The sequence below is a fragment of the Streptomyces sp. BoleA5 genome (assembly GCF_000373665.1).
In the GTDB taxonomy this organism is placed as follows: Bacteria; Actinomycetota; Actinomycetes; order Streptomycetales; family Streptomycetaceae; genus Actinacidiphila.
This window is the reverse complement of the sequence record NZ_KB892112.1, coordinates 25,453-50,150: the sequence shown is the minus strand read 5'-3', so window position 1 is coordinate 50,150 and position 24,698 is coordinate 25,453. Positions and strand designations below refer to the sequence as shown.

At 74.9% G+C, this 24,698-nt stretch carries 14 protein-coding genes; 10 read left to right on the top strand and 4 right to left on the bottom strand.

What is annotated here, in order from left to right; translation table 11 throughout:
* The first annotated feature begins 46 nt into the window (after positions 1–46).
* Positions 47–547, top strand: coding sequence for a hypothetical protein (locus tag B085_RS0123965; RefSeq protein ID WP_026251371.1), 501 nt, complete (start codon positions 47–49; stop codon positions 545–547).
* Here B085_RS0123965 and B085_RS43610 read toward each other — a convergent pair.
* Both B085_RS43610 and B085_RS0123955 read right to left on the bottom strand, forming a co-directional pair.
* Positions 510–2,519: an N-acetylmuramoyl-L-alanine amidase gene (locus tag B085_RS43610; protein ID WP_018561137.1), complete on the bottom strand. Its 2,010-nt coding sequence runs from the start codon at positions 2,517–2,519 to the stop codon at positions 510–512. The genes B085_RS0123965 and B085_RS43610 overlap by 38 nt on opposite strands.
* 318 nt (positions 2,520–2,837) lie before the next feature.
* Positions 2,838–3,932 carry an aminoglycoside phosphotransferase family protein gene (locus B085_RS0123955; protein WP_026251370.1) on the bottom strand — a complete coding sequence of 365 codons (1,095 nt, stop codon included), beginning with the start codon at positions 3,930–3,932 and terminating at the stop codon, positions 2,838–2,840.
* Positions 3,933–4,327: 395 nt separating this feature from the next.
* On the opposite strand from B085_RS0123955, the gene B085_RS0123950 reads away from it, so the two are divergent.
* Positions 4,328–5,803, top strand: coding sequence for a hypothetical protein (locus B085_RS0123950; protein ID WP_018561135.1), 1,476 nt, complete (start codon positions 4,328–4,330; stop codon positions 5,801–5,803).
* Between the two features lie 268 nt (positions 5,804–6,071).
* Here the strand turns inward: B085_RS0123950 and B085_RS0123945 are convergent, their stop codons facing one another.
* Positions 6,072–7,559, bottom strand: coding sequence for a PP2C family protein-serine/threonine phosphatase (locus B085_RS0123945; protein ID WP_026251369.1), 1,488 nt, complete (start codon positions 7,557–7,559; stop codon positions 6,072–6,074).
* A 347-nt stretch (positions 7,560–7,906) separates the two neighbouring features.
* Here B085_RS0123945 and B085_RS0123940 point away from each other — a divergent pair, with 347 nt between their 5' ends.
* From B085_RS0123940 to B085_RS0123905, 8 genes are all read left to right on the top strand, one after another.
* The gene (locus B085_RS0123940; RefSeq protein ID WP_018561133.1) at positions 7,907–9,331 is read left to right on the top strand and encodes a hypothetical protein; all 1,425 of its coding nucleotides are present in this window, start codon (positions 7,907–7,909) and stop codon (positions 9,329–9,331) included.
* A gap of 549 nt (positions 9,332–9,880) precedes the next feature.
* Entirely contained in the window at positions 9,881–11,002 is a 1,122-nt protein-coding gene (locus B085_RS0123935; RefSeq protein WP_026251368.1) for a glycosyltransferase family 4 protein, read from the top strand.
* The gene (locus B085_RS0123930; protein ID WP_018561131.1) at positions 10,999–12,153 is read left to right on the top strand and encodes a glycosyltransferase; all 1,155 of its coding nucleotides are present in this window, start codon (positions 10,999–11,001) and stop codon (positions 12,151–12,153) included. Before B085_RS0123935 ends, B085_RS0123930 begins: the two co-directional genes overlap by 4 nt.
* Complete coding sequence (locus B085_RS0123925) at positions 12,150–13,118, top strand: SGNH/GDSL hydrolase family protein (protein WP_018561130.1); 969 nt, start codon at positions 12,150–12,152, stop codon at positions 13,116–13,118. The genes B085_RS0123930 and B085_RS0123925 overlap by 4 nt, the downstream gene beginning before the upstream one ends.
* A 4-nt stretch (positions 13,119–13,122) precedes the next feature.
* Positions 13,123–16,725, top strand: a complete 3,603-nt coding sequence (locus B085_RS0123920) for a hydantoinase B/oxoprolinase family protein (protein WP_018561129.1) — start codon at positions 13,123–13,125, stop codon at positions 16,723–16,725.
* Between the two features lie 44 nt (positions 16,726–16,769).
* Positions 16,770–18,320: a hypothetical protein gene (locus B085_RS0123915; protein WP_037732357.1), complete on the top strand. Its 1,551-nt coding sequence runs from the start codon at positions 16,770–16,772 to the stop codon at positions 18,318–18,320.
* 40 nt (positions 18,321–18,360) lie between these two features.
* Positions 18,361–19,242, top strand: coding sequence for a hypothetical protein (locus tag B085_RS0123910; RefSeq protein WP_018561127.1), 882 nt, complete (start codon positions 18,361–18,363; stop codon positions 19,240–19,242).
* 109 nt (positions 19,243–19,351) lie between these two features.
* The gene (locus tag B085_RS0123905; RefSeq protein ID WP_018561126.1) at positions 19,352–24,067 is read left to right on the top strand and encodes a hypothetical protein; all 4,716 of its coding nucleotides are present in this window, start codon (positions 19,352–19,354) and stop codon (positions 24,065–24,067) included.
* A 161-nt stretch (positions 24,068–24,228) separates the two neighbouring features.
* On the opposite strand, the gene B085_RS0123900 is transcribed toward B085_RS0123905, so the two are convergent.
* Positions 24,229–24,669 (bottom strand): hypothetical protein, encoded by a 441-nt coding sequence (locus B085_RS0123900; protein ID WP_018561125.1) that lies wholly within the window; start codon positions 24,667–24,669, stop codon positions 24,229–24,231.
* Positions 24,670–24,698: the final 29 nt, after the last annotated feature.

Below are 24,698 nucleotides of genomic sequence, written 5' to 3'. Positions count from 1 at the left end.
CGCGACCCCGGGCACGCGGCCCGCCCGGGGACCGTACGATGGGCGCATGTCGTTCCTCCGCCGCCGCAGCGCCGCAACGCCCACAGGGCCGGAATTCGACGTCCTGGCCATGGACCCGGGCGACTGGCCGGGCGAACTGGGCGCCGGGCTGCTGCCCGGGGAGGACGGCAGCTGTCAGGGCATCTTCCTGCGCTACGACCTCTTCGGCGGGCGCGGTCCCGCCATGCTGATCGGCAACCTCCCCGAGGGCTCGCCCGCCCGCGACCTCGAGGAGGGCCAGATCCCCTTCGAGGTAGCGCAGCTGATGCTGGCCCTCGGCAACGACGAGCCGGTGGAGGTCGTCGGCACCGAGGACACCCCGGTCATGCACGGTGACAACCTGCTGATCGTGCGCAAGGTGAAGCTCTCCGAGGGGCGCATCGCCTGCACGCAGTTCGACCGCAGCGACGGCGTCCTGGTCACCATCGCGACCTGGGACCGTCCGATCACCGACGACCTCTACCAGTTGCTCAAGCCCCTCCCCGCGGAGATGTTCCAGCAGGGCTGAACGGGGCCCAGGAGGGCCGCAGGGTCACGTCCCCGGCCTTGACCCAGGCCACCCGGTGGCCGAACTGGATCTCGTAGTAGCGCTGCTCGCCGCGCACCACCACATGCTGCGAGGCGTCGAACGTGACCGCCCGGTAGTACTCGCCGCGCGTCACCTGGCCGACCGCGTAGCTCTGGCCCGGGAGGAGCCGGTACGGCAGCGGGGCCTCCGGCTGCACCGGGACCCCCGCCGGGTAGGCCGACGCCTCCGGGTAGGCGCGCCCGTACACCGGGACCTCGCCGCGGCCCTTCTTCGGCGTGACCAGCAGGCCCGTGGCGGGCAGGGCGGTCCGGTGTCCCCTGGGGTCGTGGAACCAGGCCTTCTGGCCGAGGTACCAGATCGCCGTCCAGTCCCCGCGCCGCTCGGCCACCGCGAACTGCTGACCGGTCGAGGCGCGGGCACCGGTGTCGTTCACCCCGGTCGTCGAGGGGGCGTCCCCGTGCAGGCCCGTGTCCTTCACGAGCGGGGCGTCCTCGCGCGGCTCGGTGTACAGCCGGACGGCCGTGGACCCGCGGGACGGGCAGGTGTCGCCGGCGGTCGCGCACCCCGTGTGGACGGGCCGGTTGGAGACGTAGTCCGGGGCGATCGTCACCAGCGCGCTGCCGGGTCCTGCGGTCTGCCGGAAGGGCGCTCCCAGCAACTGGAAGTAGTGCGCCCAGTCCCAGTACGGGCCGGGGTCGGTGTGCATCCCCGGGATGTTCGCCGGGGTCGGGCCCGGAACGTTGTCGTGGCCGAGGATGTGCTGCCGGTCCAGCGGGATGCCGTTGCGCCGGGCCAGAAAGCGGACCAGCCGTGCGGACGCCCGGTACATGGCCTCCGTGTACCAGGTGCCCGGGTCGGTGAGGAAGCCCTCGTGCTCGATGCCGACCGACTTGGCGTTGACGTACCAGTTGCCCGCGTGCCAGCCGACGTCCTTGGTCCGCACGTGCTGGTCGACGTGGCCGTCCGCGGAGCGGATCGAGTAGTGCCACGCCAGGTAGTCCGGCTTCTGGACCAGTTGGAGGGTGGTGTCCCAGGTGGCCTCGGTGTCGTGCACGACGATGTAGTCGATCTTCTGGTCGTGCGGGCGGTCGGCGAGGTCGTGGTTGCCGTAGTCGTCCGTGCCGTACTCCTCGTACGGGGCCGGGAGCCACTCGCAGGCGATCGTGCGCGGGCACTCCGTCCCGTCCGCGGGGACGGTGCGCAGGCCCAGGGAGCGGAGCCGGGAGGTGTCCGGCGCGAGACCGGGGTGCGCGGCGAGGGTGAGGGTCTCCCCGTCGTCCGTGGTGCGTGTGGCCCCGTCCCGGATGACCTGGAAGACGTCGTCGGCGAAGACCGAGGCGGTGGCGGAGTCGTCGGCGCCCGAGTAGCGGGCCACCGCGCCGTACCAGCTCGCCGGGTCCGAACTCAGCGGCGCGCCCAGTGACTTCTGGGCCTGGGCCAGCAGCGCCGCGCCGCCCTCGACGTTGGCCGCCGGGTCCTCGCGCAGCTCCTCGGCGCGCAGCCCGGTCAGCCCGGCGGCACGGTCCAGCGTCGTGAGCGACGGCGGCAGCGCGCGGGTGTCCGCCGTGGGTGGTCCGACGTCGGTGAGGGGACGTCCTACGTCGCCGCGCGGGTCGTCACCGCCATCACCCCTTCGAGGGAAGTCGGTGATCGCCGACCGGGCGTCCGTGAGGTGCATGGGGCCGTATCCGGCGGTGACACTGGGCAGCCCTCGGTGGGTGTCCCAGCGCGACTCCAGGTAGGCCACGCCCATCAGCACGCTCTCCGGCACGTGGTGGCGCTCCGCGGCGTCCCTGAAGGCCTGCCGGAGCGGCACGTCCCGCTCGTCCGAAGTCGCGCCGGCCGCGGGGAGCGGCGACAGCGCGGAGAGCAGGGCGCCGACGGCCACGGTGGCCGTCGCGGCGGTGACGACCTTGCGCGGGCGTCTCGCGTTGTGGGGGGTTCCTCGCACTGCAGCCTCCTGTGGTGACGCACGGGGCCGTTCGGCACCACAGAGGTATCCCTTGCTCGACGATCCGTCAACTGTGCGGTGCAGTAACCGTTTACGCATGTCAGCGCCCGTGCGGGAGCTTTCCCCGCACGGGCGCTGTGGCCTGCGGTGCGTCAGTGGACTGGACCACCGGCGGTGCCGCCCCGGCCGTGAAGCCGGCCGGGCGGCACCGCGACGTGACCCGGGGACACTCCCCTGGACCCCGGGTCCGCGATCGCGGTGTGCCGCCGTCCGTCACGCACCGGTTCCTCCCCTTCCGTCCGGGAACCGGCCGCGGGGTCACCTGGTGCCGACGGCGGCCCTGACGGCCCGCCGGGCGAGGCCCGCGTCGTCGTGCAGCCGGCGCAGCAGCAGCCGCTGCTCCTCGCCGGCCTCGCCCGCGCCGGGACCCGCCGGGACGGTGCTGCGCATCGTGCGCTGCACGGCCGTCTCGTAGGTGCGGATCTCGCGGGTGACCACCAGCATCAGGTTGACCAGGAAGGCGTCACGCGCGATCGGTCCCGCGGCCTGCGCCATCTGGCTGATCTGCCGCCGGGTGGCCGGGTCGTCGCCCAGGATCATCCAGAGCACCGCCAGGTCGTAGCCCGGCAGGTACCAGCCCGCGTGCTCCCAGTCGACCAGCACCGGGCCGGCCGGGGAGAGCAGGATGTTGGAGAGCAGGGCGTCGCCGTGGTTGAACTGGCCCTGTGCGTGCGCCAGTCCGTGCAGCAGCTTCTGCAGGTCGCCCATGTCGCGGTCGGTGAGCAGTCCCAGCTCGTGGTAGCGGGACAGCCGCGCCGCGTAGTCGATCGGGGCGTCGAAGACCCCGGCCGGCGGACGCCACATGTTGACCCGGGAGATCGCGCTGAGCGCCATCCGCACGTCCGCCCGCGGCGGGGCCTCCGAGGGGTGCCGCTGCAGGGCCGCGACCCGTCCGGGCATGCGCTCCAGGACGAGTGTGCAGCTCTCGGGGTCGGCGGCGATCAGCCGCGGCGCCCTGACCGGCGGCCGGTGCCGTACGAACGCGCGGTACGCGGCGATCTCGTGGCGGTACCGCTCCACCCAGGCGGGGGAGTGGTCCAGCAGGCACTTGGCGACCGCCGGGGCGCGGCCCGAGGTGCCGACCAGCAGCACCGAGCGGCCGCTGCGCCGCAGCATCTGGACGGGCGTGAACTCGGGGCAGATGCGCTGCACCGAGGCGATGGCCGAGCGCAGCTGCGCGCCTTGGGGTCCGGTCAAGTCGAGCCTCCCGCTGAGCGGATGGGAGGTCCCCGGCGCGCCTCGGCGCGGAGCGGGCAGCACCGGGCGAGGACGTATGGCGGTCCCGGTCCCGGTGAACCCCGGGATCTGGGTCGGCCGGGGCGGTGCGGACACGGAGGACGATGCTGAATACATATGGGGAGACAGATCCCTTCGTGTGCCAACGGGCTCTTGACGAGGTGGCGGGGCCGGCGCGTGGACGGATCCGGAGCCGGAGTCGGCGTCCGGTCCCGCACCCTGGGGAATGCGGGTCCGGGCCGGCGGTCCGAACTGTCCACGCGCCGTACGCCCCTCGCGTTCCAGTACGCACATGGCTCTCGAGTTGTTCAACGCTGATCGGCGTTTTTCGAAAGTTGTTCATATGCGACCGTTCGCGAGCCGGCGAGTGCCGGGCCGGGTGGCGCGTTCCTACCTGACCACCGCGTGCGGGTGGCAGACCATCTGGCGCACCCTGGCGAACCATGGCGAATGCTCGCGGCGGCGCTGACCGGCCGTTAGTGTCAACAGTGCCGAGGAACCTGGGGGCTTGGATGGACAAGGAAGCCAACACACGGCTAGCGGACCTGTTCGCACTCACCGGATGGTCCAAGGGAGAGCTCGCGCGACTCGTCAACCGGCAGGCGGCGGCCATGGGCCACCCGCAGCTGGCGACGGACACCTCGCGCGTGCGCCGCTGGATCGACACCGGTGAATCTCCCCGCGAACCCGTGCCCACCGTGCTGGCGGCCCTGTTCACCGAGCGTCTCGGCCGTGTCGTAACCATCGAGGATCTCGGGTTCGGCCGGCATCGGCGTACGGGAAGGAAGCAGTCCGTCAGCGCCGACGGACTGCCCTGGCCACCGGAGCGAACAGCCGCGGTCCTCACCGAATTCACGGGAATGGACCTCATGCTCAACCGACGCGGTCTGGTGGGCGCGGGAGCCGCGCTTGCCGCGGGTTCCGCACTCAGCAGCGCCATGTACGACTGGCTGCACACCGATCCGGCGCTCGCGGCCGACGCCCCCACCACCCATGACCCCTTCACCGCCGACGCCGCCTCCTACGACCGCTACGAGGCGGCCCCCGTGGGCTCCCAGGAGATCGAGGCGCTGGAGCGCTCGGTCGAGGTGTTCCGCGCCTGGGACGCGTCGCGCGGCGGCGGGCTGCAGCGCAAGGCGGTGGTCGGACAGCTCAACGAGGTGGGCGGCATGCTCGCCTACCAGCACCCGCCGCACCTCAAGCGAAGGCTCTGGGGCGTGGCGGCCAACCTCGCCGTCCTGGCGGGCTGGATGTCCCACGACGTGGGCCTGGAGCCCACCGCCCAGAAGTACTTCGTCATCGCGGCGCACGCCGCCCGTGAGGGCGGCGACCGGCCGAGGGCCGGCGAGGCGCTCTCACGCGCCGCCCGGCAGATGGTCCACCTGGGCCGGCCGGACGACGCCCTGGACCTGATGAAGCTGGCGCAGTCCGGCTCCGGGCACGAGACCCTGCCGCGCACCCGGGCCATGCTCTGCACCATCGAGGCCTGGGCACAGGCCTCCATGGGGCACGGCCAGGCGATGCGCCGCACCCTCGGCAAGGCCGAGGACCTCTTCGCCACCGACCGCGGCGACGTCCCGCCGCCGAGCTGGATGCAGATGTTCGACGAGGCCGATCTGCACGGGATGCAGGCGCTCGCGTACCGCACCCTCGCCGAGCACGAGCCGCTGGCCGCACGGACGGCACAGCAGCACGCCAAACAGGCGCTGGAACTGCGCGACAAAGGCCGGGACCGGTCCAACATCTTCGACTACATCTCACTGGCCTCGGCCTGCTTCATCGCCGACGACCCGGAGCAGGCGGACCGCTACGCGCGACTGGCGCTGCTGACCATAAGGCAGAACTCGTCGCTGCGTACCTGGGACCGGTTGCGGGAGATGTACCGGCTGACGGCCCGCTACTCCGACTTCACCAGGATCCAGGACCTGCGTGAGGAGATCGAGATCGCGCTGCCGAGCGGACCCCAGCGCAGGGGCCCCGTGATCTGAGCGGAGCGCCGAGCGCAGGACGTGGACGACGGGTATGTCGCGGACATCACAGGCATCGCGAACATCGATGCGCGGGACCAGCCGACTCGACGCCGAATGAGCCGGCTCTCCCGGATGCCCACCCTGTGTCGACACGTCGACATGTCCATGCGCCGCCGCCGGATGCGCACCCGCACGGTGCGGGTGTCGTGCGTCTTTCGCGCGGAGCCTGTGAATGGCCGGTGCGGGATCGGTGGTGCCACTGTGGAATTCGGCGCAGCCGAGGACCTCAGTGGAACGTGGCGATGAGCACGCAGGCATCGTCCTCGCGCTCGGGGGCGCCGAGTTCCTCCACCACGATGCGCACGCACTCCTGAGGGGTACGGGCCCGGGCGAACCTCGGGCCGAGTCCCAGCAGGTGCCGCACCGCGGCGCCCGCGTCGGAGGCGGCCACCGGACCGGAACGGCGCGGCAGCAGGCCGTCGGTGTGCAGTACCAGCAGGTCTCCGGGGAGCAGCCGCTCGGTGACCTGGCCGTACTGCGCGCCCGATGTGGCGCCCAGCAGTACGCCCTCGGGCGCGTCGAGCGCACGCCCCGTCCCGTCGCGGAACAGCAGCGGGGCGGGGTGTCCAGCCTGCGCCCACACCAGCGAGCGGTCCTCCGGGCGGTAGCGGCAGCACAGGGCGCTGCCCAGTGCGGGCTGTGCGGAGCTGTCCAGCAGCTGGTTGAGCCCGCCCAGCAGCGGTGCCGGATCCAGCCCCGTCATCGCCATTCCGCGCAGCGCGCCGAGGAGCATGGCCATGCCGGAGGTGGCGGAGACCCCGTGCCCGGTCAGATCGCCCACGGTGAGCAGCGCGGAGCCGTCGGGCAGTTGCAGCGCGTCGTACCAGTCGCCGCCGACGAGGGATCCGGTCGAGGAGGGGAGGTAGTGGGCGGCGAGGTCGATCGTGGTGGGGCCACCCTCCTGCGGGAACCGCAGGGAACCGCGCCACGGCGGCAGCACGGCTTCCTGCAGCTCCACCGCCAGCCGGCGCTCGGTCTGCGCGATCTGCCGCTCGCGCTGCAGCGAGTCACGGGTCTCGCGCAGCGTCCGCTGGCTGCGGCGCAGTTCGCTGACGTCGCGGAGCACCGCCCACATCGAGGCGGTGGCGCCGGCGGCGTCGAGCACCGGCTCGCCCACCATGTGCACGGTACGCACGGCACCGTCCGGGCGGACGATGCGGAACTCGCAGTCGATCGGCCGGGCGTCCACCAGGCAGCCGGTCACGGCCGCGGTGAGCGTCTGCTGGTCCTCCGCGAAAAGCCAGGAGGGCAGCTCGTCCAGGGTCAGCGGCCCGTCCTCGTGGGTCCGGCCGAAGATCCGGTAGAGCTCGTCCGACCACTGGACACCGTCCGTGACCAGGTTCCACTCGGCGCTGCCGGCCCGCCCCAGGGCCTGCACCGCACCGGGGACCGGTGCGGGGACGGACACCTCCCGGGGCGGCGGGGCCGCGTGGGCGGCGGCGCCGGGCTCGGCGGCCGCCTCCCGGTGGCCGAGGTCGGGGAGGCCGTCCCGCAGCTGCCCGAGGTGCGCGCCCAGGTCGTCGAGCTGATGGACGGCGAGGTCGCACAGCGCGCGCTGCCAGCGCAGCTGCGGGTCCTCCTCGTCCTCGGCGGCGGCGTCACGGCGGACGGCGTCGACCTTGCCGCGCAGCTGGCGGGTCTGGGAGATGAGCGCGTCCACGGTGCCGGGCTCAGGCTTCGCGGTGGCGCGATCCTCATGCAAATGGGGCGGCATGACGCTCTCCGAACATGTCTCCGAACCGGGCGCCGGCCTCAACGGGGCCGTACGGATGGGCCAGTCACGACTCTTGCACAAGGAGTGATGACCCGTAAGGGTTTCTGCAATACCCGATCCGGTGGTGCTGCAGGCATATGCCAGAAGCCTGGAGTGCCCCCCGCTCGGAGGACTCCGCGGAATGCCCCGGTCCGGGTAAGCTGCGGGACTCCGCCCCCTGAGCGTGCTCACGGGCTGCCCGGGTGCCGTGCAAAGGGTTTGAACCCGGGACGATCTGCGAAGATACCTCGCAGCCGGTAACGGAAAATCCCGTTGCCAACCAACCCCCCGCACCGGATGCTGACCTCATGTTCGACCCCGACATAGCGCCCAGCGGTACCCTTCTCGGCCTCCTCCAGAGAGGACGCGGAGACGGGACCCTGCACGCCCTCGCGGCGCAGCGAGCCGACGCGCTCGCCGCGCTGGAGCAGTGCGTCCTGCGCGACCCCCGCCACGACTGGCGCGTGGAGTCCCGCTCCCTCTATTACGCGCGCCTCTACTCGGAACTCGAGGGCCCGCTCGACGGGATCGAACAGCACCTCTTCCACCCCGACGACGTCATCAGCCCGGACGAGCACCGCTGCGGCCTGGCCCTGTCCGTCCTCGGGCACCTCGCCGGCTACGGCCGCAGGGACGCCGTCCTGCTGCTGCGCCGGTACGCGGCCACCGGCGGCAACTGGGAGTGGGCCCTGGACGAGCTCGCCGTACGTGACGAGGACGACGCGCTGCGTGCGCTCGGCCCCGCCGTGCTCGCCCGCTTCCCCGCGACCACGGAGGGTGACGCCCAGCTCGCCGCCGCGCTCCGCGAGGCGTACGAGCCCCGGCCCTGGCGGTTGTGGGCCGAGGATCCCGACCCGGCCGTATCCGAACGCGTGCGCAAGGCGTCGGAGCAGACCGCCTTCGACCGGTGGCAGCGCCAGATGCGGCCCGCCGGGCCGACCCCGGGCTGGAGCGTGGGCGCCGTGCTCGAATGGGCCCAGGAGGGCCTGGCCGCCCACCCGCCGCAACACCGCGACGCCCCCGCCGCCCGCTGCCTCGCCGCCGTCGCCGGCCCCGAGGACCGCGAGGAGCTCGTCCGGTCGGCCCGCGGCGGTCCCGAGGCGGCCCGTGCGGCCGCCCTCCGCCACCTCTGCGACCGCCAGGACCGCGAGGCGCTCGACCTCATCGAGGCCGCCGCCCTCAGCACGTCCGAAGTCGTGGTCCGAGCCGCCGTCGAGTCCTTCGAGCGGATGCGCAGCGTCGCCGCCCTCACCCGGGCCCGCGCCTGGTCACGCCGCGAGGACGTGCTCGGCGCGGCCGCCGCCCGCATGCTCGCCTGCCGCGGCGGCGAACAGGACGCCGACCGCGTGCTTGGCGCGCTGCGCCGCCTCGTCCAGCGCGAGGGCGCCGACGCCGAGGGCCTGGCCGTGCTCGTCGAGGGGGCCGGCCGGCTCGCCATCGAGTGCGCCGCCCCCGTACTGCGCCACGTCTACCGCGAGACCAGCTCCTCGCAGGTGCGCGGTGTCGCCGCCCACGCCCTCGGCCGCACCGATCCCAGCTTCGGCGCCGGACTCGCCGTCGAGTGCCTGTGGGACTGCGAGGAGACCACCCGCGAACTCGCCGCCCGTACGGCCACGACCGCGGACGTCCGCGTCCTGGCCCGGCTGCGCAGCCTCGCCGCGGATCCCGCGGAGGAGGCCGAGGTGCAGACCGCCGTCCGCGGCCGCCTCAGCTCCGGAGACCCCGCGCGCTGACGGACGGCACATGCCGGAGCGGGACCGGACGTACGGGTGCGGACGGCCGCCGCGCCCCGCTCGGCCAGAGGGAACGCGCCGACGGGATACGTCATCGGCGCCGGCCGGTCCGAGTGCTCCCGGGCCCGCGAGCACGGCGGTCGGCGGCGCGTCGAGGTCAACCGGCTGGTGCTTGCCGTCACGGCGTCCCGGCGGGGACGCGGGCACTGGTGCCGCGTGCCGACGACAAGCCGATGGCGGGTTCGGCTACGCCGAGGACGGACACCCGGTGACGGGCACCGGCGCCCTGTCGGACCGTCACCCGGACCGCTGCACCGGCCGTGGCCCCCGGCGGTTCGCCCCCCGCCCCGTGGGCTCGTCGCCGAACTCCTGCCCGGACCGGCGAGCGGCGCCCGACGCCACGGGGCGCGCCCGGCGCGGCGTCCGGGAGAGCCCCACAACCGCCCCGGCGGCCGGAAGGCCCGATCCGGGGCCAACGCTCACGGCACGTTCCCCAAGGTGAAAGATCCACGTGACCCGGACAACGCCCGCGGAGCCGACAACGTCCGTATGCGAGTAGCCATCGTCACGGAGTCCTTCCCACCCGACGTCAACGGAGTGGCCCACTGCGCGTTGCGCACGGCCGAACATCTGGTCCGCAGGGGCCACGAGCCCCTGGTCATAGCGCCGGCTGGCCCGAACGAGTCCGCGGCGGGCGACGAACCGTGCCCCGTCGTACGCGTGCCGTCGCTGCCGCTGCCCGGCTACCCGCAGGTCCGGGTGGCGCTCCCCGGCCGCAGGACCGCGGCGGCGATCGCGGCGCACCGTGCCGAACTCGTCCATCTGGCCAGCCCGTTCATCCTCGGGGTGCGCGGCATGGCCGCCGCCACCCGGCAGCACATCCCCGCGGTCGCCGTCTACCAGACCGACCTGGCGGGGTACGCCCGCACCTATCTGAGCCTCGGCGAGAGCACCGCGTGGCGCCGGATCCGCGCCGTGCACACGGCGGCCGACCGCACGCTCGCACCGTCCAGCGCCTCCCAGCGGGACCTGGAGGCGCACGGCGTCCCGCGCGTGCACCTGTGGCCGCGAGGCGTGGACTCCGTCCGCTTCGACGCGGCCCACCGCGACGAGGCGCTGCGTCGTGAACTCGCCCCGAACGGCGAGGTCCTGGTCGGCTACATCGGGCGGCTGGCCGCGGAGAAGCACGTGGAGCTGCTGGCCGGTGCCTGCCGGCTGTCCGGGGTGAAGGTGGTCGTCGTCGGCGACGGCCCGAGCGCGCCGGGGCTGCGCGAGGCGCTGCCGGGCGCGGCCTTCCTGGGCCGCCGCACCGGGCACGACCTGGCGCGGATCTATGCCTCGCTCGACGTCTTCGTCCACACCGGGCCGTTCGAGACGTTCTGCCAGACCGTCCAGGAGGCGATGGCCAGCGGGCTGCCCGTGGTCGCTCCCGCCGCCGGCGGTCCCCTCGATCTCGTCGACCACGGCCGCACCGGGCTGCTCGTGCCGCCCGGCGACGTGGACGCCTTCACCGGCGCCGTACGGCTGCTGGCGAGCGCTCCGGCGATGCGCGACCAGTTCGGCGCCGAGGGGCGCGCCGACGTGGCCGCACGCACCTGGGAGGCCGTCGGCGACCTGCTCCTGCGGCACTACGCCCAGGTGCTCGACGCCCGTACGGCGGTGGCGGCATGAGCGGCCGGCTGCGCATCGTCCGCCTGGCGAACTTCGTCACGCCCACCTCCGGAGGCCTGCGCACCGCGCTGCGGCACCTCGGCGAGGGCTATCTCGCGGCCGGCCACGACCCGGTCCTGGTCGTCCCCGGTCCCGCCGCCAAGGACGAGACGACCTCCCAGGGCCGCGTCATCACGCTCCCCGGCCCCCTGGTGGCCGGCACCGGCGGTTACCGCGTGCTGACCGGCCGGGCCCGGCTGGAGGCGGTGCTGGACGGCTTGCGCCCGGACCGCCTGGAGGTCTCCGACCGCACGACGCTGCGCTGGACCGGGGAGTGGGCGCGCCGCCGCCGCGTGCCGGCGGTCATGGTGTCCCACGAGAGCGTCGACGGTGTGCTGCGCACCTGGGGCCTGCCCGGCGGCCTCGCCCAGGGTGCCGCCGACCGGCTCAACCGCCGCAGCGCGCACGTGTACTCCCGCATCGTCTGCACCACGGCCTGGGCGGCCGTGGAGTTCGAGCGGATCGGGGCCCGCAACGTCGTACGGGCGCCGCTCGGCGTCGACCTCGAGGCGTGCCACCCGGCGCACCACGACCCGCAGTTGCGCGCCCGGTACGCCGGCAACGCCGAGGTGCTGCTGGTGATGTGCTCGCGCCTGTCGCCCGAGAAGCGGCCGGGACGCGCCCTGGAGGCCCTCGCCCACATGCGGCACCAGGGCGTGGACGCCGTCCTCGTCGTCGCCGGGGACGGCCCGATGCGCGGCCGTCTGGAGGCCCGGGCCCGGGAGTCGCGGCTGCCGGTCACCTTCCTCGGGCACGTCCCGGTCCGCCGCGCCCTGTCCTCCCTCCAGGCCACCGCCGACGTGGTCCTGGCGCCGGGTCCGGTGGAGACGTTCGGCCTGTCCGCCCTGGAGGCCCTCGCCTGCGGCACCCCGGTCGTCGCCAGCGCGCTGTCCGCGCTGCCCGACATCCTGGGCCCGGCCGGTGCCGCCGCCACCGACGACGGCCCCGCCTTCGCGGACGCCGTCGGCCACCTGCTGTCCCGCCCCGAGCCCATGCGCCGGGCCATCGCCCGCGCCCAGGCCGAGCGTTACGGCTGGCCGGCCGCGGTCAGCGCCTTCCTCGCCGCCCACGACGCCGCGCCCCGGCTCATCGCCCCGGAGGTCACGCCATGACGACGGGCACGCGGGCGCCCGCCGTCCCCGGACGTCCCGGACCCGCGGCGCACCCGCCCACCGGGCCCGGGGCCGGGGCGGCGGCACCCGCCCCGCTCGGCGGCGACTCCACCGCTACGAAGGAGATACGTTTCGCCGCGCTCGGCGACTCGCTCACCGAGGGCCTCGGCGACCCCGTCGCCGCCGGCTGGCGCGGCTGGGCGCCGCTCCTGGCGCAGGGGCTGGCCGCCGAGCCGTCGGCCGTGCGCCTGCTCAACTGCTCCCGCAGCGGCGCCCTCACCAAGGACGTCGTCGAGGAGCAGCTGCCCCGCGCCCTGGAGCACCGGCCGCACCTGGCCTCCGTGGTGGTCGGCGCCAACGACACGCTGCGCGGCAGCTTCGAGATCGAGACCGTCGCCCGCCGCCTGGACACCGTCCTGGCCCAACTGCGCGCCCACGGCGCCGAGGTGCTCACCGCCTGCCTGCCGGACCCCGGCCGCATGCTGGGCCTGCCGTGGCCGCTCGCCCGCCCCCTCGGCCGCCGGATGGCCGCGCTGAACCAGGTCGTGCACGTCCTGTCCGAGCGGTACGGGGCCGTGCACCTGCACGCCGCCCGCCACCCGTGGGTGGCCGAACGCGCCTCCTGGAGCGCGGACCGGCTGCATCCCAGCGAACGCGGGCACCGACTGCTGGCCCGCGAGTTCCACGACCTCCTGGCGGCCCGCGGCCTGTCGGACGGCGAGCCGCCGTCCACGACCCCCGGCGGCCCGGGACCGGGCGCCGCGGCGAGCGTGTGGTGGATGGCGACCAAGGGCACCCGCTGGGTCGCCGACCGCTGCACCGATCTGCTGCCCGACCTGCTTCGGCTGGCCGGCCGGGAGGCGCGCCACCGGCTGGCGGGTACCGACGGGCTGCTGGACCTGCGCTCCCGGGACGCCACGGCCGGTGCGCTGGCCCGCCTGGGAGGGACGTACCTGGGACAATGAGGGCGTGACCGGACGCTGGGAGTTCTGGATCGACCGGGGCGGCACCTTCACCGACGTCGTCGCCAGACGGCCCGACGGCGGCCTGGAGACGTGCAAACTGCTCTCCCACGACCCGGGGCGCTACCGGGACGCCCCCGTCGAGGGCATCCGGCGCATGCTGGGGCTGGGCCCCGGCGAACCCGTGCCCGCCGACCGGATCTCCGCCGTCAAGATGGGCACCACGGTCGCCACCAACGCCCTCCTGGAACGCAAGGGCGAGCCGACCCTGCTGGTCGTCACCGAGGGCTTCCGCGACGCGCTGCGCATCGCCTACCAGAACCGGCCGGGGCTCTTCGACCGCGAGATCGTCCTTCCCGAGGCGCTCTACGAGCGTGTCGTCGAGGTTCCCGAACGTGTCGGCGCGCACGGCGAGGTCGTCCGGCCCCTCGACCCCGCCGCCGTCGGCGCGGCCCTTCGCGAGGCCCGCCGGGACGGCCTGAAGAGCGTCGCCGTCGTCCTGCTGCACGGCTACCGCCACCCCGCCCACGAGCAGGCCGTCGCGCGGGCGGCCCGCGAGGCCGGTTTCGACCGGATCAGCTGCTCCCACGAGGTGAGCCCGCTGATCAAGCTGATCCCGCGCGGCGACACCACGGTGGTGGACGCCTATCTGTCGCCGATCCTGCGCCGCTACGTGGACGAGGTGGCCGCCGAGCTGCGGGGCGTCCGGCTGATGTTCATGCAGTCCAACGGCGGGCTCCGCGAGGCCGGTCACTTCCGGGGCAAGGACGCCGTGCTGTCCGGCCCCGCCGGAGGGGTGGTCGGCATGGTCCGCGCCTCCCGGCAGGCCGGGTTCGACCGGGTCGTGGGTTTCGACATGGGCGGCACCTCCACCGACGTCTCCCACTGGGCGGGCGAACTGGAACGCGTCCTCGGCACCCAGGTGGCGGGCGTACGGATGCGGGCGCCCATGATGAACATCCACACCGTGGCGGCCGGCGGCGGCTCCGTCCTCCACTTCGACGGGCAGCGCTACCGCGTCGGCCCCGACTCCGCGGGCGCCGACCCCGGCCCCGCCTGCTACCGGCGCGGCGGCCCGCTGACCGTCACCGACGCCAATGTGATGCTCGGCCGTGTCCAGGCGGCGCACTTCCCGGCCGTGTTCGGCCCGGACGGCGACCAGCCGCCGGACACCGAGACCGTCCGCGCCGGCTTCGCGCGGCTCGCCGACGAGACCGCCGCCGCGACCGGCGACCGCCGCACCCCGGAGGAGGTCGCCGCGGGCTTCCTGGAGATCGCCGTCCTCAACATGGCCGGCGCCGTCAAGAAGATCTCCGTGCAGCGCGGCCACGACATCACCCGCTACGCCCTCACCAGCTTCGGCGGGGCCGGCGGCCAGCACGCCTGCGCGGTCGCCGACGCCCTGTCGGTCGACACGGTCGTCGTGCCCCCGCTGGCCGGTGTGCTGTCCGCGTACGGGATCGGGCTGGCCGACGCCACCGCCATGCGGGAGCGCTCCGTGGAGACCGGGCTCTGCGAGGACGGGCTGCCCGCCCTGCGGGAGGCCCGCGACGAACTCGACGGCCTGGCCCGCGCCCAACTGCGCGAGGACGGGGTGCCCGACGAGACCGTCGAGACCGTCACCCGCGTCCACGTCCGCTACGCGGGCACCGACGCGGCGCTCCCGGTGCCGTTCGGGACCGTCGACGCCATGCGCGAGGCGTTCACCGCCGAGCACCGCACCCGCTACGCCTTCACCATGAACAAGCCCCTGGTCGTGGAGGCGGTCTCGGTCGAGGCGGTCGGCTCGGCGGGCCCGCAGGGGCGCCACTTCGTCGAACGGCCGGCCCGGGAGGGCCCGCTGCGACCGGCCGCCGAGGTGTCCCTGTACGCGGAGGGCCGATGGCAGGACTGCCCCCTGTTCCACAGGGACGGGATGCGCCCGGGCGACACCGTGGACGGGCCCGCCGTGATCGCCGAGGCCGACGCGACGACCGTCGTCGACCCCGGCTGGCGGGCCGCCGTCGGCGAGCACGGCCACCTCCTGCTCACCCGGGTGCGGCCGCGGCCCGGCCGGGTGGCGGTGGGGACCGAGGTCGACCCGGTGATGCTGGAGATCTTCAACAACCTCTTCATGTCGATCGCCGAGCAGATGGGCGTCCGCCTGGAGAACACCGCCCACTCCGTCAACATCAAGGAGCGCCTGGACTTCTCCTGCGCCCTGTTCGACCCCGAGGGCAACCTCATCGCCAACGCCCCCCACATCCCCGTCCACCTCGGCTCCATGGGCGAGTCCATCAAGGAGGTGCTGCGGCGGAACGAGGGCACCATGCGCCCGGGCGACTCCTACGCCGTCAACGACCCCTACCACGGGGGGACCCACCTGCCCGACGTCACCGTCGTCACCCCGGTCTTCGACGAGGAAGGGCGGGCGCTGCTCTTCCTCGTCGCCTCACGCGGCCACCACGCCGAGATCGGCGGCCTCACCCCCGGCTCCATGCCCGCCTTCAGCCGCACCGTGCACGAGGAGGGCGTCCTGTTCGACAACTGGCTCCTGGTCCGCGACGGCCGACTGCGCGAGGAGGAGACCCGCGCCCTGCTGGCGGACGCCCCGTACCCCTCGCGCGACCCGGACACCAACATCGCCGACCTGCGCGCCCAGATCGCCGCGAACGAGAAGGGCATCGCCGAGCTGCGCCGCATGACCGCGCAGTTCGGCCTCGACGTCGTGCACGCCTACATGGGGCACGTGCAGGACAACGCGGAGGAGTCCGTGCGGCGGATCGTCGCCGGCCTGGACGACGGCGAGTGCGCGTACGAGACCGACAACGGCGCGGTCGTCCGCGTCGCCGTCCGCGTCGACCGCCGGGCGCGCTCGGCCGTCCTGGACTTCACCGGCACCTCGCCACAGCAGGAGGGCAACTTCAACGCGCCCCGGTCCGTGGTCATGGCCGCCGTGCTCTACGTCTTCCGCACCCTCGTCGCCGACGACATCCCGCTCAACAGCGGCTGCCTCAAGCCGCTGGACGTCCGCGTCCCCGAGGGCTCGATGCTCGCCCCGCGGTACCCGGCGGCGACCGTCGCCGGCAACGTGGAGACCTCCCAGGCGGTCACCGGGGCCCTGTACGCGGCACTCGGGGTGCAGGCCGAGGGCTCCGGCACGATGAACAACGTCACCTTCGGCAACGACCGGGTGCAGTACTACGAGACGGTGGCCAGCGGGGCCGGGGCGGGCGAGGGCTTCGACGGCGCCGACGCCGTCCAGACCCACATGACCAACTCCCGGCTCACGGACCCCGAGATCCTCGAGTGGCGCTACCCCGTCCGCGTCGAGGGCTTCGCCCTGCGCGACGGCAGCGGCGGCGAGGGCCGGTGGCACGGGGGCCGCGGCGCCGTCCGCCGCATCCGCTTCCTGGAGCCCATGACGGTCGCGCTGCTCTCCGGCCACCGGCGGGTAGCCCCGTACGGCCTGGCGGGCGGCGGGCCGGGCGCGCTGGGCGAGAACCGTATCGAGCGCGCCGACGGCACCGTCACCCCGCTCGGCGGGGTCGACTCCGCCGACGTGGGTCCCGGTGACGTCCTGGTCGTCGCCACGCCCGGCGGGGGCGGTTACGGGGCCCCCGGCTCCTGAGGGGTTCCGGACGCAGGGGTGCCCGGACCGCGCCGTTTGGGACGATGTCGGTCCGAGCGCCTAGTCTGTGCGTCGTGACCACGACCGTTCCGCACCAGCTCAGCGGCGGTGTCCGGCCCGCGCCGGGCCCGGCCGCCGACGAGGGCCTGGCCCGCCGGCTCAAGGCCCTGGCCTGCACCGCGCCGCTGCACGACCTCGACGTGCGCAAGGCCAACCTCGCGGGCGAGTACTCGGTCTACGCGATGGCGGAGGTCGCCCTGGCCGCCATCGACCTGGTCACCCTCAACATGGACTTCGACACCGGCGCCGACCACGACCAGATAATCTCCCGGCTGCTGCCCCGCATCGCCGCCCAGGCCCCCGGCCGTCCCGCCGCCGAGCACGAGCGGGTGGGCCGCTGGGTCCTGGAGAACCTGATCAACGTCGGCAGCGTCGACCGCGGCTTCCGCGCCGTCTACGGCACCTTCGGCGCGGACGGGGCGTACGTCCGCCGCGACTACGACTTCAAGCTGATCGAGGAGGTCCCGGGCCGCGACGGCACCGTCTACCTGCGCACCACGGACGAAGCCGTCAACGTGCTCGTCGGCGCCCTCGACACCGACGTGACCAGCGCCCAGATCGCCGCCGAGGTCAAGCTCGAGGTGCTGATCAACCGCGGCCGGCTCGCCGACGCCCAGCTCGCCGCGGAACAGGCCCGTTACCGCACGGTGCAGTACGCAGAGACCCTGCGCCGCGCCCTGGACGCCACCCGCCGCAACGTCCGGGCCGTCGACTGGATCCGCACCGTCCCCGACATGATCGCCGAGGCGCTCGACCACGTCGCCGACCGCTACCGGCACGAGAACGCCATCCTGACCAACATCCGCAAGGCCAGGGACGAGTCGGAGGAACCGGAGCACAAGCGCCGCGCCGCCGAGCTCGTCGACATCGTCAAGGACTGCATCCGCCGCCACACCCAGCTGCAGTCCCGGCTGCTGGAGGCCGGCCCGATCTTCCGGGCCGAACAGGACCGGCAGGCCTTCGCCGCGCCCCGCGGCAGCGCCCTCGTCGGCATGCTCGACCTGTACGGGCAGCTGGTCGCCCCCGTCCTGCCGCTTCCGGTGGAGCAGGCCACCCGGGTCACCGATGCCTGGTTCGCCCGCGGCACGGGCCTGCGTACCCCCGCGTCGGTACGCGTCACCGACCTCGTGGAGGCGCTGCTCACCCCGCCGGTGGAGCGCGAGCACCTCGGCGCCGAGATGCCCGAGCCCGACCTCGTCGCCACCCCGGACGACAGCCGGTTCAGCGAGGAGCAGCTCGAGACCGCCCTGGAACTCCTCGACCTGCCCCACGACGCCCCCCGGCGGCTGTCCGGGCTGCTCGCCGAGGCCCGCCGCCTCGACCCCGAACTGCCCTACCTGGTCGCCCTGCTGGCGGTGCACGCGGCCAGCCCGCCGGTCGGCACCGCCTACCGCCAGGGCGAGGAGCGGCTGCTGTTCGCCGTGGACGACGGCACCGAACTGGACGACCCCGAGTTCGGCGGCGCCGACCTGATCGTGGGCACGGCCCGGCTGGACGCCGCCGGGATGGCCGCCGAGCGGTCCGAGGCGGCGTGACGATGAGCGCACCGACCATCCGCACCGAGGAGACGAGCCCGTGAGCGACCAGCACGACGGCGAGAGCACGCAGCCGCCCGCGGCGGCCCCCGGCCCCGCGGCCGTCACCCCCGGCGACGCCGCGGACGCCGCCCGCCTCGTCGCCTTCGGCCTCCAGCCGAAGCTGCTGCCCGCGCGGGACATCGAGTACGCCGAGCTGATCCGCCGCTACCGCGAGGAGCCCCTGTTCTCGCGGCTGGCCGACGCCGTGGCCGCCGGCCTCGGCCTGGTCGTGCTGGAGGTCTCACCGAGGGCCGGCATGGCGCTGGCGGCCGGAGAGGACTCGGTCTTCGCCGTCCGCATGGGCGACTACTCCCGCCGCGCCGCGTCCGACGCGGGCGACCGCTTCCTGCACGGCCTCGCCCACCTCGCCACCGCCGCCATGGCCTTCCCGCGACCGGAGGACCTCGCCGACGACGCGTACATCGGGCGTGTCACCGTCAACGGCATCGACGGCTTCCTGCGCCAGGCCTGCCGCCGGCTGGAGGAACGGGCCGAGGAGCAGGGCGAGAACACCGACCCGGCCACCGGCGCCCCCGGCCTGGAGGCCGCCTGGCGGGTCTATGTGCGCCGCAGCTCCACCGGCGCCACCAAGGACGCCCGGCGCCTCGCGGGCTCCACCACCGGCATCGTGGGCAAGGCCGTCTCCTTCCTGGTGGACTCGGGGTTCCTGCAGCGTACGGGTGACGAGTCGGGCGGCACGTACCGCACCACCGCCCGCTACCAGCTCCAGGTGCGCGACATGGCGGGCGGCGCCGCCATGGCCGAGCTCCTCGACCTGGGCATCGTGCCCCGGCCCGGTGAGTCGGCGGCGCTGATGCCCGCGGAGGAGGGCGAGGACCTCGGCCTCGTGGCCGGGGCGGGCCTGCCCTTCCACTCCTGAACGGCGGCCCCTCCCGCCCCCGGATCCCGCCGATCCTCCGAACCCGCCGACCACAGACCATGACCACGACCACGACCACGATCACAGACCACCACGACGAGAGCCCCCCATGTACGAGCTGTCCCGGGTCCGCCTCTACTCCATCGGGCCCGCCGGTGCGCGCTACGCCGACACCGTGCTGGACCTGCGCGGAGTCGGCGAGCCCGTGCCGCAACCCGCGCCCGCCCAGGCGGAGTTCTTCGAGGACGAACCGACCGGGCCGCCGCGCCGTCCGGCGCCGGCCGGTGTGCTGTTCCTGGAGAACGGCGGCGGCAAGTCCGTCCTGCTCAAGCTGATCTTCTCCGTCATGCTGCCCGGCCACCGCAACACCCTGGGCGGCGCGAGCTCCGGTGTGCTCCGCAAGTTCCTGCTGGCCGACGACTGCGGCCACGTCGCCCTGGAGTGGCAGCACACGATCACCGGCGAACTGGTCGTCGTCGGCAAGGTCAGCGAGTGGCGCGGCCGCCAGGTCTCCTCCGACCCGCGCAAGTTCGCCGAGGCCTGGTACTCCTTCCGGCCCGGCCCCGGGCTCGGCCTCGACTCGCTGCCCGTGGCCGAGTCCACCGCCGTCCGCCCCTCCGCGGAGGGCGCCTCGGGCGCCCGCGGCCGCCGCCGCACCATGAAGGGCTTCCGCGACGCCCTGACCGACGCCGGACGCTACTACCCGCACCTGGAGGTGGTGTGGGAGGAGATCCACGACCGGTGGAACGAGCACCTCGGCGAACTCGGCCTCGACCCCGAACTCTTCCGCTACCAGCGGGAGATGAACGCCGACGAGGGCGAGGCGGCCGGTCTCTTCGCGGTGAAGAAGGACTCCGACTTCACCGACCTCCTGCTGCGCGCGGTCACCGACACCAGGGACACCGACGGTCTCGCCGACCTCGTGCACGGCTTCGCGGGCAAGCTGGGCCGCCGGGCAGAGCTCACCGCGGAACGCGACTTCACGGCGGGCTCCCTCGAACTGCTCGGCCGCATCGTCGACACCACCGCCGCCCGCGAACAGGCACGCGGCGTCCACGCCCAGTCCGAGCGCCGCACCCGGGCCCTGGCCCGCGGGCTGTCGGCGCGCGCTCGCGAGGAGCGGGGGCGCGCCGCCGAGCTGGCCCAGCGGACGGCGAGCGCGGCGCACACGGTCACCGACGCCGAGGCCGCCCGCGGCCGCGGCGCCCTGGTCGCCGCCGAACTCGCCTACCGGCACGCCTCGCTGGCCCTGGCCGCCGGCGAGAAGAGCGCCACCGCGCTGCGCCGCGAGCTCAACGACGCCCGTACCCTGCAGTCCGCCTGGCAGGCCGCGGAGATCGTGCTGCGGCACCGGGCCGCCGCCGACCGCCTCGCCCGTGTGACCGCCGCCATCCGCGAGGCGGAACGGGACGCCGCGCCGGCACTGGCCGCCCGCACGAAGGCCGCGGGCGACCTCGTCCGGGCCCTGCGGGCCGCCGCGGACACCGCCGACGAGCGGGCGGACGCCGAGGAGGAACGCTCCGCGGGACTCCAGGCGCGGTCAGAGGCGGCACACCGCGATGCCACCGCCGCCGCGACGGAGGCGCAGCGCGCCCGCAGCGAGTCCGGGCACCTGGTGCAGCGGCTGGCGGAGGTCGAGCAGGAGACCGCCGAGGCGGTGCGGGCAGGCTGGCTGGACGACTCCGCCCCCGACGCCGACCCGGCCCGGGCGGCCCTGGCGGCCTCGGACGCCGAGAAGGCCGCCGCGACCGCCGCGGAGACCGCGCGCGACGCCGCCCGCCGGGCCGGTGACCGGGCGCGGGAGGCCGCCGCCGCCGATGCGCGCGCAGAGCTGTCCGCCGCCCGCGCGGCCGACGCCCTCGCCGCGGCCGAGGCCGCCCACGCCGCCGAGTCACGCGTCGCCGACGCCCTCGCGGCCGAACCCCGTCTGGCCGAACTGCTCAGCCTGCCGCCCGCGGAGGCACCCGGCACCGTCGCGGCCGACCCGGCGGGGGAGACCTCCGAGGACCGCGGCCCCGCCATCCCCGCGCAAACCTCCCCGGCCCGGCGCGGCGCCCCGGCGCACGTACGGCGCCCCGCCGAGCAGGGCCCGCTGACCGCGGCCGAACTGGACATCTTCGCGGAGCCGCTCCAGGACATGCTGGACGGGGCGGTGGCCTCCGCCGAGCGCCGGCTGTTCGACCTGCGCACCGCCGCCGCCGACGACGCCCGCATCCTGGCGGCGCTCGGCGACGGCGGGCTGCTCCCGCCGGGCCCCGACGTCCTCGCCACGGTGGAGTACCTGGGCGAGCAGGGCATCCCGGCGCTCCCCGGCTGGCGCTACCTCGCGCAGGCCGTCGACCCGGCCGACCACGCAGCCGTGCTCGCCGCGCGCCCGGAGCTGGTGGACGGTGTGGTCGTCACCGATCCCCAGAGCTACGCCCGGGCCCGCGAGGCGCTGGCGCAGGCGGCGCTGCTGCCGCGGTCGACCGTCACGGTCGGCACGGCGGCGGCGCTGCTCGCCCCGCCGGCCCCGGTGGGTGCCGAGCCCGAGCTCTTCCTCGTCCCGCCCAACCCGGCCATGCACGACGAACTGGCCGCCGACGGCGAGCGGCAGGCGCTGCGCGCCCGCGCGACCGCCCGCGAGGAGGACATCCGCGGGCTCGCCGCCCGCCTGGCCGAGGACCGCACCCTGGCCGCCCGGCTCTCCTCGTGGCGCTCCGGCTGCCCCAGCGGGCGGCTCGCGGAGCTGGCCGCGTCCGTGGAGACCGCCCGGGAGACCGCGGTCGCCGCCCGCGAGGAGCTGGCCGGGGCACGCTCGGTACGGATGGAGGCCGACGAGGCCGCCGCCGAGGCGACCGCCCTGCGCGACGCGCGCCAGGAGACGGCGCAGCAGGCCCGGCGGGCCGCCGACGCGCTCGCCGGTCTCGCCTTCCGGCTGCGGGAGCGCGCCAACTGGCAGCGCAGGACCCGGGAGCTGGCCGAGGACGCCGTCGAGGCCGAGAGCCGAGCCGACGCCTGCCTGGCCCTGGCCCGCGCCGCCGACGAGGACCGCCGCGCCGCCCAGCGTGCCGCTGACGACGCGCGCCGCACCGCGCGTGTGCTCCGTGCCGAGCGCTCGGAGATCACCGGTGCTCCCGACGAGGCCCTCGAGGACGAGGACGGCGCGGGGCAGCCCACCGGGTCGCTGCCCACCCTGCGCGAGGCCTACCGTGCCGCCTCCCAGGTGTACGAGAAGGTGGGCGTCGGCGCCGACCTGCGGGCCGAGCAGGCCCGTGCCGAGAGCACCGAGCAGTCCGCGCTCACCGAACTGGAGCGCCTCACCAACAAGGTCCGCACCCGCGCCGCGCTGCTGCTGGAAGGCCCGGACGGCGCCGACGGCCCCGCGCGCCAGGCCGCGGCGGCCCGGGCGGAACAGCTGGTGGCGACGCTGGACTCCCGCGCCTCCGCGGCCACCGAGCAGCTCGGCCGGCTGCGCGGTGAGGCCGAACGGCACGCCCCGGCGGACGGCGACGCGCACACCGAGCTCCCCGAGGAGCTGCTGCCCCGCGACGCCGAGCACGCGCAGGAACTGCTGCGCGGCGCCAACGGGGAACTGGCCGCCCGCACCGAGGCGCTGGCCCACGCCCGCGACGGCCACGGCGACCTGGTCCGTGCGCACCGCTCCGCCGAGGACGCCGCGACCGGCTTCGACGAACTCGCCGCGCTCCTGCGGGACCTGCTCCGCGACGGCGACCGGCAGCCCGAGGAGGGCGATGAGGAGCCCGAACCGCACTCCGGCTCCCTGGAGGCGGCCAGGACGGCCGTCGCCGAGTCCCGCCGCAGCCTCCGCGGCTGCGCCGCCGACCTGTCGGCGGCCGAGTCGCAGCTGCGCGAGGCCTGCGACGTCCTCGTGCGGCACGCCAACGCGGCGCGCTACGAGCAGGTCCGTACCCCGGCCCGTCAGCAGATCCGCGAACTGCCCGGCTCCGCGCTGCCCGAGCACGCGGAGGCCTGGCACACCGCCTTCGCGCCGCGGCTGCGGGTCCTGACCGACGAACTGGAGCAGCTGGAACGCAACCGCGACAGCATCGTGGACCGGCTGCGCGGCATGGTGGAGTCCTCGCTGGCCACTCTGAGGTCGGCGCAACGGCTGTCCCGCCTGCCCGAGGGGCTGGGGGAGTGGTCGGGGCAGGAGTTCCTGCGGATCCGCTTCGAGGACCCGGACCACGCGGCGCTCAACGAGCGGCTCGGCGCCGTGATCGACGAGGCGACCCGGGCGGCCGTCCGCAAGAACTCCGACCTGCGCCGGGACGGCATGTCGCTGCTGCTGCGCGGGGTCGCGGCCGGCCTCGAACCCAAGGGCGTGGCCGTCGAGATCCTCAAGCCGGACGCCGTGCTGCGCGCCGAGCGCGTGCCCGTCGGGCAGATGGGCGACGTCTTCTCCGGCGGCCAGCTGCTCACCGCCGCCATCGCGCTGTACTGCACGATGGCCGCGCTGCGCAGCAACGACCGCGGCAGGGACCGCCACCGGCACGCGGGCACGCTCTTCCTCGACAACCCGATCGGCCGCGCCAACGCCACCTACCTGCTGGAGCTGCAGCGCGCGGTCGCCGACGCGCTGGGCGTCCAGCTGATCTACACCACGGGCCTGTTCGACACCACGGCGCTCGCCGAGTTCCCGCTGGTCGTACGGCTGCGCAACGACGCGGATCTGCGCGCGGGACTGAAGTACATCAGCGTGGAGGAGCACCTGCGGCCCGGACTCCCCGTGCAGGACCCGGAGTCCGAGCCGGTGCACGGCGAGGTCACGGCGACGCGGATGTTCCGCCGCCCGGCGGAGCAGCCGGCCCCGCAGGACGGCTGAGCCCGCCGGGCTCGGGGCAGGGCAGCTCCCCGCCCGCGGCCGGCCCCCGGCCGTCCCAGGGGCTTCAGCACGGCCCGCCCCGAAGGTAGGGGCCTTCGGGGCGGTTCGGACGCCGCGGACGCCGCGGGCGGCACGGGTTCCCCGGGTGGCGCGCGCTGTCCTCAGGCGGTGCGGGCGCCGGTGCCGGACAGGTGCCCGCGCCGTGCGGCGGCGCGGGCCTCGGACCGGGCCCGCCGCCGTGCGCGCCTGCGCTCGCGGCGCAGCCTGCGGGCCGCGCTGCTCGGGCTGGACACCACGCCGTTGCGCTGGTTCCAGACCTGGCGCGTGATCCACACGTCCAGCACCGCCCACGTGGCGACGACGGTGAGGGCTATGGCCGTGAGCGTCGCCGGCGCCGCGAGCCAGGACTCGCCGGCCGCCCCCAGCATGGCGATCACCGCGGCGATCAAGGTGAACGAGACGACGAGCACGGCCCGCACCGCCGCCCGGCGTACCGGGTCGGGCATGCGTGGCCGCCCCACGGGCTCCTCCACCCACAACGGCCGCCGTGTCTTCCGCGGCGGAATGTCGCGATCCAGTGCGTCCTCGACGAGGTCGTCCATGAAATCAGCTCCCCTGCGGCATACCGGTG